9 protein-coding genes are annotated in these 15,510 nt (G+C 66.6%); 4 read left to right on the top strand and 5 right to left on the bottom strand.

Features of this window, described 5'->3' with window-relative positions; genetic code table 11:
* The first annotated feature begins 527 nt into the window (after window positions 1-527).
* From mtnA to ABQZ09_RS12720, 3 genes are all read left to right on the top strand, one after another.
* Window positions 528-1,592: an S-methyl-5-thioribose-1-phosphate isomerase gene (mtnA, locus tag ABQZ09_RS12710; RefSeq protein ID WP_039565335.1), complete on the top strand. Its 1,065-nt coding sequence runs from the start codon at window positions 528-530 to the stop codon at window positions 1,590-1,592.
* 209 nt (window positions 1,593-1,801) lie between these two features.
* Window positions 1,802-4,504 (top strand): DNA gyrase subunit A, encoded by a 2,703-nt coding sequence (gene gyrA / locus ABQZ09_RS12715; RefSeq protein ID WP_184370052.1) that lies wholly within the window; start codon window positions 1,802-1,804, stop codon window positions 4,502-4,504.
* A 215-nt stretch (window positions 4,505-4,719) separates the two neighbouring features.
* A complete protein-coding gene (locus ABQZ09_RS12720; protein ID WP_349777048.1) occupies window positions 4,720-7,200 on the top strand; it encodes a membrane-bound PQQ-dependent dehydrogenase, glucose/quinate/shikimate family in 2,481 nt (826 codons plus the stop codon).
* Window positions 7,201-7,567: 367 nt separating this feature from the next.
* Here ABQZ09_RS12720 and ABQZ09_RS12725 read toward each other — a convergent pair whose 3' ends face one another.
* The 5 genes from ABQZ09_RS12725 to hutI form a co-directional block, all read right to left on the bottom strand.
* Window positions 7,568-8,296, bottom strand: a complete 729-nt coding sequence (locus tag ABQZ09_RS12725; RefSeq protein ID WP_228888754.1) for a hypothetical protein — start codon at window positions 8,294-8,296, stop codon at window positions 7,568-7,570.
* 245 nt (window positions 8,297-8,541) lie between these two features.
* Window positions 8,542-10,221 (bottom strand): urocanate hydratase, encoded by a 1,680-nt coding sequence (gene hutU, locus ABQZ09_RS12730; RefSeq protein WP_349777049.1) that lies wholly within the window; start codon window positions 10,219-10,221, stop codon window positions 8,542-8,544.
* Between the two features lie 16 nt (window positions 10,222-10,237).
* Window positions 10,238-11,095 (bottom strand): N-formylglutamate deformylase, encoded by an 858-nt coding sequence (hutG, locus tag ABQZ09_RS12735; protein WP_349777050.1) that lies wholly within the window; start codon window positions 11,093-11,095, stop codon window positions 10,238-10,240.
* A gap of 184 nt (window positions 11,096-11,279) precedes the next feature.
* On the bottom strand, window positions 11,280-12,821 hold the full coding sequence (gene hutH, locus ABQZ09_RS12740; RefSeq protein ID WP_228313791.1) for a histidine ammonia-lyase: 1,542 nt from the start codon (window positions 12,819-12,821) through the stop codon (window positions 11,280-11,282).
* Window positions 12,822-12,836: 15 nt separating this feature from the next.
* Window positions 12,837-14,042: an imidazolonepropionase gene (hutI, locus tag ABQZ09_RS12745; protein ID WP_349777051.1), complete on the bottom strand. Its 1,206-nt coding sequence runs from the start codon at window positions 14,040-14,042 to the stop codon at window positions 12,837-12,839.
* Between the two features lie 60 nt (window positions 14,043-14,102).
* On the opposite strand from hutI, the gene ABQZ09_RS12750 reads away from it, so the two are divergent.
* Window positions 14,103-15,500 (top strand): formimidoylglutamate deiminase, encoded by a 1,398-nt coding sequence (locus ABQZ09_RS12750; RefSeq protein WP_349777052.1) that lies wholly within the window; start codon window positions 14,103-14,105, stop codon window positions 15,498-15,500.
* Window positions 15,501-15,510: the final 10 nt, after the last annotated feature.

Genomic DNA, 15,510 nt, shown 5'->3' on the forward strand with positions numbered 1-15,510 from the left:
GGACCGTGTGGCGGCATGGATGCCGCCACCGAGCCTACAGGGACGTACTTGCGGCGTGTCCCGCGAGCGGTGAGGGCGCCGCGCCCTCGACCAGGCTTGAAGACAGCCAAGCGATCGGGATACGCACGATGCAGGCGTCGCTACCTGATTGCTCAATGCTGGTAGATCAGGCGAAGAGCGGATCATCTGCGGCTTTGCTGCAGAGCCCTTGCCCGCCCACCATCGCAGGACACGCTGCAAGTACGTCCATGTAGCTTCGTGGCGGCATGGATGCCGCCAAGGGTCCCGCGACGGTGGGCGGGCAAGGGCCAGTCAAGTTGGTCGGTGCGCAGGGTCTTCAATCAGCAACGGCAAGCTGCGCGACGCGGCATTTCGTTCTCAGCAAGACCGCCAGCCAACCGTCTGGCGTGAGGGCGCCGCGATCTCGACCAACCGGGCGGTTGCGCCTGATGCATTGCTGCGCACGACCTGCGATCTAGGCGACGCCTTCCACTGACTGCACCGCCCCTGCGCCTTACAATGGACGCATGAACGACAGCGCCCATATCGATTACGCCCGCTACGACCACATCCGGCCGCTACTGTGGACCGGCGATGCCCTGGAATTGCTCGACCAACGCAAGCTGCCCTTCGTGGTGGAGCATGTGCGTTGCGACACCAGCGACGCGGTGGCCGAGGCGATCCATTCGCTGGCCGTGCGCGGTGCGCCGGCGATCGGCATTGCGGCCGGGTGGGGCGTGGTGCTGGCCGCGCGTGACATCGACGCCGACGACGGCAGCGCCGCGCTGCAGAAGCTCGAACCGGCGCTGCTGCGGCTCAATGCCGCACGCCCGACCGCGGTCAACCTGGCCTGGGCGCTGATGCGCATGCGTCGGGTGTTGGGCGCGGCCGGCGCGGACTGGCGCGAGGTGATCGCGCGCGAGGCGCAGGCAATCGCGGATGAGGATCTGGCCGCCAACCGCCATATGGGTGCGCTCGGCGCCGACCTGATCGCCCCCGGCAGCGGCGTGCTGACCCATTGCAATACCGGCTCGCTGGCCACTGCCGGCTTCGGCACGGCGCTGGGCGTGATTCGCGCAGGCATGGCGCAGCAGCGCATCGCCAAGGTATTTGCCGGCGAAACCCGGCCCTGGCTGCAGGGCGCGCGCCTGACCGTGTGGGAGCTGCAGCAGGACGGCATCGACGCCACTCTCATCGCCGATTCGGCGGCCTCGCATCTGATGAAGTCCGGCCTGGTGCAGTGGGTGATCGTCGGCGCCGATCGCATCTGCGCCAATGGCGATACCGCCAACAAGATCGGCACCTATCAGCTGGCCATTGCTGCGCGCCACCACGGCGTCAAGTTCATGGTGGTGGCGCCGTCGTCGACCGTGGACATGGCCACCGCCAGTGGCGACCAGATCGAGATCGAGCAGCGCGACCCGGGCGAATTGTTCGGTGTGGGCGGGGTGCGCACGGTGGCCGACGGCATCCATGCCTGGAACCCGGTGTTCGATGTCACTCCCGGCAGCCTGATCGATGCCATCGTCACCGAGCGTGGGGTGATCGTGCAGCCGGACCTGGCGCGGATGCAGGCAGCCTTCGGCGCCTGAGCCCGGCGCGGCGCACCCGCGCCGCAAACGTCCGGCAAAGTCCTGCAAGTGCTTGTTTCTGGCTGGTAAACCGGAGGCATCGGGCTGCCCCTTCGTGGTACAATCCGGGGCTTGAATCGATCGGCGGGAGCGTGGGGTCGGCAGCCTGTGACTAAGGCGCCCCCGACGCGGCTTTCCGGCTCGCCCGCCACCTCACTTACGGAACCCGAATGGCAGAAACCGCCAAGGAAATCATCCAGGTCAATCTGGAAGACGAGATGCGCAAGAGCTATCTCGATTACGCGATGAGCGTGATCGTGGGCCGCGCACTCCCCGATGCCCGTGATGGCCTCAAGCCTGTGCACCGTCGTGTGTTGTTCGCGATGCACGAGCTGGGCGCCCATAGCAACAAGGCCTACTTCAAGTCGGCGCGTATCGTCGGCGACGTCATCGGTAAGTACCACCCGCACGGCGACCAGTCGGTGTACGACACGCTGGTGCGCATGGCGCAGCCGTTTTCGCTGCGCTACATGATGGTGGACGGCCAGGGTAACTTCGGTTCGGTCGACGGCGACTCTGCTGCGGCGATGCGTTACACCGAGTCGCGCATGTCGCGGCTGGCGCATGAGCTGATGGCGGACATCGACAAGGAAACCGTCGATTTCCAGCCCAATTACGACGAAAAGGAACTGGAACCGACGGTCATGCCGACCCGGTTCCCGAGCCTGCTGGTCAACGGTTCGGCCGGTATCGCGGTGGGCATGGCCACCAACATCCCGCCGCATAACCTGACCGAGGCGATCAACGCCTGCATCGCGCTGATCGACACCCCGGAGCTGGATGTCGAAGGCCTGATGGAATACATCCCGGGCCCGGATTTCCCCACCGCCGGCATCATCAACGGCACTGCCGGCATCGCCGCCGGTTATCGCACCGGCCGTGGCCGCGTGCGCATTCGTGCCAAGGCCGATGTGGAAGTGGCCGACAACGGCCGCGAGGCGATCGTCGTCACCGAGATCCCGTACCAGGTGAACAAGGCGCGGTTGATCGAGAAGATCGCCGAGCTGGTCAAGGAAAAGAAGCTCGAAGGCATCAGCGAGCTGCGCGATGAGTCCGACAAGGACGGCATGCGCATCTACATCGAGATCAAGCGCGGCGAGTCGGCCGAGGTTGTGCTCAACAACCTGTACCAGCAAACCCAGATGGAGTCGGTGTTCGGCATCAACATGGTGGCGCTAATCGACGGCCGCCCGCAGTTGATGAACCTCAAGCAGATGCTGGAGGCGTTCATCCGCCACCGCCGCGAGGTCGTCACCCGCCGCACCATCTTTGAGTTGCGCAAGGCGCGTGCACGTGCGCACGTGCTGGAAGGCCTGACCGTTGCGTTGGCCAACATCGATGAAATGATCGAGTTGATCAAGACCTCGGCCAACCCGCAGGAAGCGCGCGAGCGCATGCTGGCCAAGACCTGGCAACCGGGTCTGGTGGGCGCGCTGCTGGGCGCAGCCGGTGCCGAAGCGTCCAAGCCGGAAGATCTGCCGCCGGGCGTGGGCCTGATCAAGGGCTTCTATCAGCTCAGCGAAGTGCAGGCTTCGCAGATCCTGGAAATGCGTCTGCATCGCCTGACCGGCCTGGAACAGGAAAAGCTGACCGACGAGTACAAGCAGTTGCTCGGCGTCATCGAAGGCCTGATCCGCATCCTGGAAAACCCGGACGTGCTGCTGCAGGTGATCCGCGACGAGCTGATCAATATCCGCGAAGAGTATGGCGACGAACGCCGCACCGAAATCCGTCACAGCGAAGAAGATCTGGACATCCTCGATCTGATCGCGCCGGAAGACGTAGTGGTGACGCTGTCGCATGCCGGCTATGCCAAGCGCCAGCCGGTGAGCGCCTATCGTGCGCAGCGCCGTGGCGGCCGTGGCCGGTCCGCCGCAGCGACCAAGGAAGAAGATTTCATCGACCAGCTGTGGCTGGTCAACACGCACGACACGCTGCTGACCTTTACCAGCAGCGGCAAGGTGTTCTGGCTGCCGGTGCATCAGCTGCCGGAAGCCGGCTCCAATGCGCGTGGCCGCCCGATCATCAACTGGATTCCGCTGGAATCCGGCGAGCGCGTGCAGGCGGTGCTGCCGGTGCGCGAATACGCCGACAACCGCTATGTGTTCTTTGCTACCCGCAACGGTACGGTCAAGAAGACGCCGCTGAGCGAATTCGCCTTCCGTCTGGCGCGCGGCAAGATCGCGATCAATCTGGATGAAGGCGATGCGCTGGTCGGCGTGGCCTTGACCGATGGCGACCGCGACGTGTTGCTGTTCGCCTCCAATGGCAAGACCGTGCGCTTTGGCGAATCCACCGTGCGTTCGATGGGCCGTACCGCCACCGGTGTGCGCGGTATCCGCCTGACCAAGGGCGAGGAAGTGGTCAGCCTGATCGTGGCCGAGCGTGCCGGCGGTGTCGAAGAGGAGATCGAAGGCGACGAGGTCGATGACGTGGTGGAAGCCACCGATGGCGGCGAGCCTGCCGTGATCGAGGTCGCCGACGACGGCAATGTGGCCTACATCCTGACCGCCACCGAGAACGGCTACGGCAAGCGCACCCCGCTGGCCGAATATCCGCGCAAGGGGCGTGGCACCCAGGGCGTGATCGGCATCCAGACCACCGAGCGCAACGGCAAGCTGGTGCGTGCAGTGCTGCTGGGCGCCACCGACGAAGTGTTGCTGATTTCCGATGGCGGCACGCTGGTGCGCACACGCGGTTCGGAAATCTCGCGCGTGGGCCGCAACACCCAGGGCGTGACGCTGATCCGGCTGTCCAAGGGCGAAAAGCTGCAGGCGGTCGAACGCCTGGATGCATCGCTGGATGAAGTGGACGATGTGGTGGAAGAGGTGGCCGCGCAGGCCACCGTAGTGCCGCCGGCAACCGAAGAATGATCGGTTGATCGTGCAGCGGCATTGCTGCAGCTCACCGAAAACGCCGGCGGAAGCCGGCGTTTTTTTATGCCGGTCATTGTTGCAGGCCATGACATCTGCAACGCAGTGTCCTCGACCGATTGCCCCGAAAAAGGCGGTTCTTTCACCCGCGCGGGCCGAAGGTGGTTGGCGGTGCGGCGGCGTTGCGTTGCCGCTGAGTCGAAGAGGAACAACTGATGACGATTCTGGATCGTCCTTCCGGTCGCGGCCATTGGGCGCTGGCGATATTGGGAGGTGTGATTGCCGTGCTGGGTGCAGTACTTCTGGCCGGTGGCGTGTGGTTGGCCGCGCTGGGTGGCTCCTGGTACTACCTGCCGGCCGGTGCGGCAATGGTGATTGCCGGCGTCTTACTGGTGCGGGGCCGCAATGCGGGCGCATGGTGGTTTGCTGCGGTGGTGGTGGGTTCGCTGCTGTGGACATGGTGGGAATCGGGCAGCGATTACTGGCGCTGGGTGCCGCGCCTGGGTTTGATCGTCGGCCTGGCATTCGTGCTCGCGCTGTTGCTCCCGAAATTGCAACGCCCGGTGTCGCGCGCGGTCTCGCGCAGCGTAGCGGGCGCGTTGGCGGCAGTGTTTGTGGTCGCCTTCGTGCTGGCCTTCGTGCCGCACGGCGTCACCGAAGCCGATGGCGCGCTGGCGCAGGCGGCCGGCACGGTGGGTGGTCTGCTCAGTCGCACTGCATCCGCCCCGGGTGCGGCATCTGGCGCACAGCCGGCGAACGCACCTGCCGACGGCGACTGGGCTGCCTACGGACGTAGCCAGGCCGGGCAACGTTACTCGCCGCTGCAGCAGATCAATCGCGACAATGTGGCGCAGTTGCAGCAGGCGTGGGTATTCCATACCGGCGATCTGCCGAGCAAGCGTTGGGGCGCGGAGACCACGCCGCTGAAGGTGGGCGACAGCCTGTACCTGTGCACCGCGCGCAACCAGGTGATCGCGCTGGATGCCGCCAGCGGCAAGCAGCGCTGGCGCTACGATCCCAAGGTCAAGGACGAGGCGATCCCATATACGGCGGCCTGCCGTGGGGTGTCGTATTACGAAGTGCCGGCGGCTGCCAACGCTGCGAATGCTGAAACAGCTGCGACGTCATCGGCGCAGCTGTGCCGCACGCGCGTGATCGAAGGCACGCTGGACGGCCGCTTGATCGCGCTGGATGCACGCAGCGGTACGCCATGTCCGGACTTCGGCAACAACGGGCAGGTCGATATCACCGTCGGCATGGGGCAGACGCCGCCGGGTTATGTGTCGATCAACTCGCCACCGGCCATCGTGCGCGGCGTGGTGGTCACCGGCCATCAGGTGCTCGACGGGCAGAAGCGTTACGAGCCGTCCGGTGTGATTGAGGGGTTCGACGCAGTGACCGGCAAGTTGCGTTGGGCCTGGGACATGACGCATCCGGACTGGAACAGTGCACCGCCGCCGGGCCAGAGCTGGACGCGCGGCACGCCGAACATGTGGACCACTGCGGCCGCCGATGAGCAGCTGGGCTATGTGTACCTGCCAATGGGCAATTCCACCGCAGATTACTGGAGCAGCTCGCGCACGCCGCAGGAGAATCGCTACGCGACCTCGCTGGTGGCGCTGGATGTGACCACGGGCAAACCGGTGTGGAATTTCCAGACCACCCACATCGATGCCTGGGATTACGACCTGGGCTCGCAACCGAGCTTGATCGATTTCCCCAAGGACGGCGTCAACGTGCCGGCAGTCTTGCTGCCGAGCAAGCAGGGCGAGTTGTATGTGCTGGACCGGCGCACCGGCAAGCCGCTGGTGGGCGTGCAAGAACGTGCGGTGCCGGGCGGCGGCGTGGAGCCGCAGATGCGCGCCAAGACCCAGCCGTTTTCGCTGTATCACACGCTGCGCAAGCCGGATCTGACCGAGCGCGACATGTGGGGCATGACCCCGATCGACCAGCTGGTTTGCCGCATCCAGTTCCGCACCGCCAGCTACAAGGGCATCTATACGCCACCGGAAGCGGAGCGCCATTCGATCGAATACCCCGGATATAACGGCGGTTCGGATTGGGGCAGCGTGGCGGTCGACCCGCGACGCGGCGTGATCGTGGCCAACTACAACGACATGCCCAATTACAACCTGCTGGTGCCGCGCGCCAAGGCCGACACGCTGGGCTGGGCACCGCGCGACGAGGCGCGTGGCGATGCCGGTGGCGCAGAAGGCGCGGGCGACCCGCAGGCAGGCACGCCGTATGCGATCAACGTTAATGCCGGCTGGCGGCTGCCGTTCACCAAATTGCTGTGCAAGGAACCGCCGTACGGCGGCATCCGTGCCATCGATCTGGCCAGCGGCAAGACGCTGTGGGACCGCCCGTTCGGCAGCGCACGCGGCAATGGCCCGTTCGGCATCCGCTCCGGCCTGCCGATCGAGATCGGTACGCCCAACAACGGCGGCGCGGTGGTGACGGCGGGTGGTTTGATCTTCATCGCCGCCGCCACCGACGACCTGATCCGCGCCATCGATCTGGCCACCGGCAAGGAGCTGTGGCATGCCAAGTTGCCAGCCGGCGGCCAGGCCAACCCGATGGTGTACGAATACGGTGGCCGCGAATATCTGGTCATCATGGCCGGCGGGCATCACTTCATGGAAACCCCGGCAGGCGATGCGTTGGTGGCTTACGCGCTACCGCAGCAGGCGCCATGATGCTGCGGGCGATCGAAGATAGCTGGTAGGCCGGCGATGACACGGCTGCGTGGCTGCCGAGCCGCGCGGCCGGCGTCTGAAATCGGAATGCGCCGATGCATATATGGAGTGATCAGGCGCATGGCTGCCCGCAGCCACGTTCGTCTGCATCACTCGTCGGCCGCAAACAAAGAAAGCGCACCGCAAGCGGTGCGCTTCCTTGCAGGAAATCAAGGGGCTAAGACGCTTGATTCGCTCGATACGCCATCCTCGTGGATAGACATAACGCCACATCGGAATGCATCAGGCCGTACGCTCTTACGATTCCCGATTCCCGATTCCCGATTCCCGATTCCCGATTCCCGATTCCCGATTCCCGATTCCCGATTCACCCAACGTTCGCCGCCACCGCATCGTCCCGCACCGCATCGCGCATATCCTGCGCCAGCGTCGCCTTGACGATGATGGAGCGGATGGCATCGGTGGCTTCGGAGAGCGGTACATCGCTGCTTAGGCGCTGGAAGGTGTCACGGCTGTTGTAGCCGGAGCCGTCCTTCAAATAATGGTCGTACATCGACAGCAGATCCTGGCAGGCGGTGATCAAGGCGGCCACATTGCCGCGTACCAGCGCGTGGCCGATCTGATCGAAGCTGTGCAGGCAGTCCGCCAGCCAGTGCAGGTCGTAGCGCGCGGTGCTTGGCTCCGGCGCGCTATGGCCGCGGCTGTAGGCGCTGTAGCGGCGCAGGCTGCGTGCCACGCGGGCGACATGCGCAAACAGGGTGCCGATCTCGTTGGCGATATCCAGCCGCTGCACCATCACCATCGGGATCACCTCGGTGGCCGCGGCGTCCTGCTGCTCGGCTGCATTCTGCTCCTGCTGGTCCAGCGATTGCTTGAGCACAGCGTAGCTGCGTTGCAGCGATTCCAGCTCCAGTGCGCTGGCTGCCGCACGCGCCTTCAGCTGCGACAGCGCCGCCTGGTAGCGGCCAAGACTGTCCTGGGTGCTGGCAAGCTGGCCAGACTCGGCGCGCAACTGGCGGCCGCGGACGAATGCCAGTGCCGTGGCGATCAGGGCCCAGAGTGCGAATGCAGGCACCAGGTAGATCAAGATGCCCATGGAGATTCCTCGAAACGTTGCATACCTTGTCGGCCAGACAGCGGCGTTCTTGAGGGCAATCGTCGGGAGTGTGATGCGGTGGCCAGGCGTGAGGTCGGCGTTGCCCATGCGGAGCGCGTCCAGCCCCGCCCGCGGGGGGCGAGGGGCACTCGACGCCGGAGCGGCCCTAAGCTCCGCTGCGGCAAGGGCGGCGGCTCCATGCCCTGCCGCTGACGCAATCAGTGGCTATCGAACGATCGCAGATCTCATTGACCTCTTTTGCCGGTAATCCCCGGCAAATCCAGTCCCTTTGCGTCTGCGCAATCCCGGGCAATCGCATAACCGGCGTCGGCGTGCCGCATCACGCCGGTAGCGGGGTCGTTCCAGAGCACGCGCTCCAGGCGGTTGTCGGCGGACTCGCTGCCGTCGCAGACAATGACCATGCCGGCATGCTGCGAAAAGCCCATGCCGACGCCGCCGCCATGGTGCAGCGACACCCAGGTGGCGCCGCTGGCAGTGTTGAGCAGGGCATTGAGCAAGGGCCAGTCGGACACGGCATCGGAGCCGTCGGCCATCGCCTCGGTTTCGCGGTTGGGCGAGGCCACGCTGCCCGAATCCAGATGGTCGCGGCCGATCACCACCGGCGCCTTGAGCTCGCCACTGCGCACCATCGCATTGAAGGCCAGGCCCAGCCGGTGGCGGTCACCCAGCCCGACCCAGCAGATGCGCGCGGGCAAGCCCTGGAAGGCGATCTTGTCGGCCGCCATGTCCAGCCAGCGATGCAGGTGCGCATCGTCGGGGATGAGTTCCTTGACCTTGGCATCGGTCCTGGCGATGTCTTCCGGGTCGCCCGACAGCGCGACCCAGCGGAACGGGCCGATGCCGCGACAGAACAGCGGGCGGATGTAGGCGGGGACGAAGCCGGGGAAGTCGAATGCATCGTCGACCCCTTGTTCCAGCGCCATCTGGCGCAGGTTGTTGCCGTAATCCACGGTGGGTACGCCGAGCGCGTGGAAGGTGAGCATGGCGCGGATGTGGTTGGCCATCGTCTCGCGCGCGGCGGCTTCCACCTCCTTCGGCGCGCTCACGCGCTTTGCGTCCCACTCTTCCACGCTCCAGCCTTGCGGCAGGTAGCCGTTGACCGGGTCGTGTGCAGAGGTCTGGTCTGTCAGCAGGTCCGGCTTGATCCCGCGCAGCAGCAGTTCGTCCAGGACGTCGGCGACATTGCCGAGCAGGCCGACCGACAGCGGCGTCTTCGCGGTGCACGATTGCTCGATCAGGCGCAGCGCTTCATCCAGCGAGTCGGTCCAGGTGTCCAGGTATCCGGTGCGCAGGCGCATGTCGATGCTGGAACGGCGGCATTCCACGGCCAGGCAGGACGCGCCGGCCATCACCGCAGCCAGCGGTTGCGCGCCGCCCATGCCGCCCAGCCCGCCGGTGAACAGCCACTTGCCGGCCAGGCTGCCGCCGTAGTGCTGGCGGCCCATTTCCACGAAGGTTTCGTAGGTGCCTTGCACGATGCCCTGCGCGCCGATGTAGATCCAGCTGCCGGCGGTCATCTGCCCGTACATCGCCAGGCCTTTTTGATCCAGCGCGTTGAAGTGGTCCCAATTGGCCCAGCGCGGTACCAGATTGGAGTTGGCGATCAGCACGCGCGGCGCATCGGCGTGGGTGCGGAACACGCCGACCGGTTTGCCCGATTGCACCAGCAGGGTTTGATCATCTTCCAGTCGCGTGAGCGCAGCCACGATCGCATCGAAGGATTCCCAGTCGCGCGCGGCGCGGCCGATGCCGCCGTATACCACCAGTTCCTGCGGGCGCTCGGCCACGTCCGGGTCCAGGTTGTTCATCAGCATGCGCAGCGGCGCTTCGGTGAGCCAGCTCCTGGCGGTGAGCGTGGTGCCGGTGGCAGCGCGGATGACGCGGGTAGCATCGTGACGGGTCATGCCGGGTTCCTTGCAATCAACGGTGGGCCGCGTGCGGCGTGGTGTCGGTTCGGGGTGCGTTGGCGAATGCCAGACAGGCCAGCAGCACGTGCCGCAACACCGCGCGCAGGGCAGCGGCATGCACCGGCTGCCACGGAGTGGGCCAGTTGTCCGGGGTGATGGTGTCGGGTTCGCACATGTAGCCGCGGCAGGCCAGCTCCATCTGCAGGGCGTGCACGCCTTGGTCGGGTTGCCCGTAATGGCGGGTGATCCAGCCGCCCTTGAAACGCCCGTTGCGTACCGTACTGGAGCCGCTGCTGCGGCACAGTTGCTCCACCGTGTCGGCCAGCGCCGGGTCGCAGCTGCAGTCGTCGTTGCTGCCGATGTTGAACTGCGGCAGTTCGCCGTCGAACAGGTGCGGGATGAAGGAGCGAATCGAATGCGCGTCGTACACCACGATGCTTGCGTGCTGCTGGCGCAGGCGCGCAATCTCGTCGGCCAGCGCGGCGTGGTACGGGTCGAACCAGCGGGTGCGGCGCAGATCGATCTGTGCCTGATCCGGCGCCTGGCCTTCGGCATAGAGCGGTTGATTGTCGAAGGTGGTCAGCGGACACAGGCCGGTGGTGTTCTGCCCCGGATACAACGAAACGCCGCTGGGGTCGCGATTGACGTCGATCACCGAGCGGCTGATCGTGGTGCGCACCGTGGTGGCGCCCAGCGACTGCGCAAAATCGTAGAGCTGATGCACCCACCAGTCTGCATCGCGGCGCGCCAGCCACGGCGAGGCGAACTGGCTGGCAACCAGATCCGGTAACTCGGTTCCGGTGTGCGGGAAACTGATCAGCAAGGGGGCGTTGTCGCGGTGGATCTCCAGCCAGTCGGGCAGGGCACTCATCGTTGCGCTCCGGTGATGCGCGCAGCGGCGAGCGAGTGCGGCCGGTGGCAGCAATCAGTGGCATGCAGGCCGGCTTCGCGCTGGACGCAGCAGGCAAACGCAGTGCCCGCAGATCCTGCGCATGCGCGCGCGGCTGCAGCGCATGGCACCGGAACGTTGCACAGGCGAGCTGCAACGCGCCGCATCATGCCTGCGGCTCCACACCGGGCAACGCAATCGCCACCGCCTCGGCCAGGGCGCCCGACCGCACCAGTGCGCTGGCGGCCAGCATGTCCGGGTGGAAGTAGCGATCGTCCTGCAACGTGGGCACCTGCGCCCGCAGCAATGCGCGTGCCGCTTCCAGTGCGTCACTGGAGCGCAGCGGCGCATGGAAGTCGCAGCCTTGCACCGCCGCCAGCAGCTCGATGCCGATCACGTGCGCGGCGTTTTCCGCCATGGCCAGCAGACGGCGCGCACCGTGCGCGGCCATCGACACATGATCTTCCTGGTTGGCGGAGGTTGGAATCGAATCCACGCTGGCCGGGTAGGCGCGCTGCTTGTTCTCCGACACCAGGGCCGCGGCGGTGACCTGCGGAATCATGAAGCCGGAGTTCAAACCCGGGCGCGGGGTGAGAAACGCCGGCAGACCGGACAAGGCCGGATCGACCAGCATCGCGGTGCGGCGTTCGCTGATCGAGCCGATCTCGCACACCGCCATCGCCAGCATGTCGGCGGCAAAGGCCACCGGCTCGGCATGGAAGTTGCCGCCCGACAGCGCCTCGCCGGTGTCGCTGAACACCAACGGATTATCGGACACGCCGTTGGCTTCGATTTCCAGCGTGCGCGCGGCCTGCCGCATGATGTCCAGCGCCGCCCCCATCACCTGCGGCTGGCAGCGCAGGCAATACGGGTCCTGCACGCGCACATCGCCGAGCCGGTGCGATTCGCGGATCGCCGAATCGGCCATCAGTGCGCGCAACGCCGCGGCGGTCGCGATCTGCCCCGGCTGCCCGCGCAATGCATGGATACGCGCATCGAACGGCGTATCCGAGCCCTTGGCCGCTTCCACCGACAACGCGCCGGTCACCAGCGCGGCCTGCAACACGGTTTCGATCTCGAACAGGCCGGCCAGCGCGCAGGCGGTGGAGAATTGCGTACCGTTGAGCAGCGCCAGGCCTTCCTTTGCGCCAAGCACGCGCGGTTGCAGCTGCGCGTGTGCAAGCGCGTCGGCAGCAGGTAACCGTTGCCCGCCGACGAAGGCTTCGCCAACGCCGATCATCACTGCGGCCAGATGCGACAGCGGCGCCAGATCGCCGGACGCCCCGACCGACCCCTGGCACGGCACCACCGGAGTGATGCCCGCATGCAGCATCGCGTCCAGCAACGCCAGCGTGCCCGGCTGCACGCCGGACGCACCCTGCGCCAGGCTGGTGAGCTTGAGCGCCATCATCAGCCGCACCACCGGCACCGGCGTGGGCTCGCCGACGCCGGCTGCATGCGACAGCACGATATTGCGCTGCAGGGTCTGCAGGTCGTCGCGCTCGATGCGCACGCTGGCCAGCTTGCCGAAGCCGGTGTTGACGCCGTAGACCGGCTCGCCACGCGCGACGATGGCCTCCACCGTCTGTGCGCTGCGCAGCACCGCGGCCGCGCAGGCGTCGTCCATCCTCATCTCGGCGCCGCGATACAGCGCACGCCACTGCGCCAGCGTCACGTGGCCGGGTTGCAAGACAACAGAAGCACTCATGACAACTCCAGTGAATCAGGTCGAATGCCCGCGCCAGACGCGGGCGTGAAGCGGGTTGAAGCCCATGCGATAGACCAGGTCGGCCGGCGCATCGATGTCCCAGATCGCCAGGTCGCAGTCCAGGCCGGCGCGCAACCGGCCCAACCGCGCGCTGCGGCCGAGCGCACGCGCAGCCTCGCGGGTGAAGCCGGCGATGCATTCGTCCACCGTCATGCGGAACAACGTGGCCGCCATGTTCATCGCCAGCAGCGGGCTGGTCAGCGGCGAGGTACCGGGGTTGCAGTCGGTGGCCAGGGCCAGTGGCACCCCCGCCGTGCGCAGGGCCTCGATCGGCGGCAACTGGGTATCGCGGGTGAAATAGAACGCACCGGGCAGCAGCACCGCCACGGTGCCGGCAGCGGCCATGGCCGCCACGCCGTCCTGGTCCAGGTATTCGATGTGGTCGGCCGACAACGCCCCGTAGCGCGCGGCCAGCGCCGCGCCATGCTGGTTGCTCAGCTGCTCGGCATGGATCTTGATGCCCAGCCCGTGCGCCTGCGCGGCGATGAAGACCTGTTCGGCCTGGGCAGGCGTAAACGCCAGGTGCTCGCAGAACACGTCGACCGCTTCGGCCAGGCCGTGCGCGGCAATCGCCGGAATCATCCGGGTGCAGACCGCATCGATGTAAGGCTGCGCATCTATGCCCGGCGGCACCGCATGCGCACCGAGAAAGGTCGGTACCACCTCGACCTGACGCAGGCTGGCGAGCGCGCGCGCCACGCGCAGTTGCTTGGTTTCGTCCTCCAGCGTCAGCCCGTAGCCGGATTTGATTTCCAGCGTGGTCACTCCTTCGGAAAGCAGTGCATCCAGGCGCGGCAGGCTGGCAGCGAGCAGGGCGGCATCGTCGGCAGCGCGGGTGGCCCGCACGGTGGCCACGATGCCACCACCGGCCGCTGCGATGTCGGCGTAGCTGGCGCCGCGCAGACGTTGCTCGAATTCGTTGGCGCGGTTGCCGGCATACACCAGGTGCGTGTGGCAATCGATCAGGCCCGGGCTGATCCAGCGCCGTTGGCAGTCATGCGTGGTAGCCGCTGCGAACCCCGGCGCCTGCGCGGCCGCGCCGGCATACACGATGCGGCCGTCCAGGCAGGCGACCACGCCATCGTCCACCGGACCCAGACCGCCGCCTGGAGCATCCAGGGTCATCAGCTGCGCGTTGTGCCAGAGAACGTCGCAATGCATGGCGCAGGCTCGTGGTGTCTGATATGTATATACAATAAGTTCGTCAATCGAGGGTGTCCAGTGGCAGACCAGCCGGTACAAGCGTTGTGGGCAGCGCGCGCCCTGTTGCCAGGCGGCTGGGCCAGCGGTGTGCGCATCGGCCTGGCGCAGGGGCGCATCGTGTCGGTGCAGCCCGATACCGCGGTGGCTGCCACCGATACCCGTGCCGGGGCGCTGCTGCCCGGCCTGGGCAACCTGCACAGCCACGCCTTCCAGCGCGGCATGGCCGGCCTGACCGAAGTGGGAGGGCGTCGCGGTGACAGCTTCTGGAGCTGGCGCGAGCTGATGTACCGCTTTGTGGACCGGCTCGACCCGGACAGCCTGCAGGCGATCGCCGAGCAGGCGTATGTGGAGATGCTGGAAAGCGGCTTTACCCGCGTCGGCGAATTTCATTACCTGCACCACAGCCCCGGTGGCGCGCCTTACGCCCAAGCCGGCGAAATGTCCGCGCGCATCGTCGCTGCCGCTGCCAGTACCGGCATCGGGCTGAGCCTGCTGCCGGTGTTCTACGCGCACTCGGATTTTGGCGGTGCCGCACCCAGCGCGGCGCAGAAGCGCCTGATCCACGACATCGACGGCTTCGCACGGCTGCTCGACGATTGCAGGCAAAGCCTCACTGCGCTGCCCGACGGCGTGCTCGGCCTGGCGCCGCACAGCCTGCGTGCGGTCACGCCGCACCAGCTGATGGCACTGCTGCCGCTCACCGACGGCCCGGTGCACATCCACATTGCCGAGCAGCAGCGTGAAGTCGATGCCTGCCTGGCCTGGTCGGGCCAGCGCCCGGTGGACTGGTTGCTGGCCAATGCGCCGGTGGACGCGCGCTGGTGCCTGGTGCATGCCACGCATGTCACCGGCAGTGAAGTGCAGGCCATTGCCGATCGCGGCGCGGTGGTCGGGCTATGCCCGATCACCGAGGCAAATCTGGGCGATGGGATCTTCCCGATGCAGGTGTTCGCCGCCGCGGGTGGCCGCTTCGGTGTGGGCTCGGATTCCAATGTGCTGATCGATGCCGCCGAGGAGCTGCGCCTGCTTGAATATGGCCAGCGGCTCAGCGTGCAGGCGCGCAACGTGCTGGCGCCCGCCGATGTGTCGAGCGGGCGCTGGTTGTACGACCAGGCCGGCGGGGGCGCGGCACAGGCACTGGGCAGTGTGGTGCACGGGATCCAGGCAGGCGCCGCGGCCGATCTGGTGGAGCTGGATGCCTCGCACCCGGCCTTGCTCGCGCGCGACGACGACGCGCTGCTGGACAGCTGGATATTCGCCGCACGCGCGGGGGCGGTGCGCACCGTCTGGCGCGCCGGGCGTGCGGTGGTGCGCGATGGCCGGCATATCGACCACGCACGCATCGCCGCGCGGTTCGCACAGGTGTTGCGCACAGTGCTGGGCAACGGAGCCGATGCGCGCACAATGCAGGTCTGACCGGAGACCT

It is taken from the genome of Xanthomonas sp. WHRI 6106 (genome assembly GCF_040202405.1).
Taxonomy (GTDB): Bacteria; Pseudomonadota; Gammaproteobacteria; order Xanthomonadales; family Xanthomonadaceae; genus Xanthomonas; species Xanthomonas cannabis.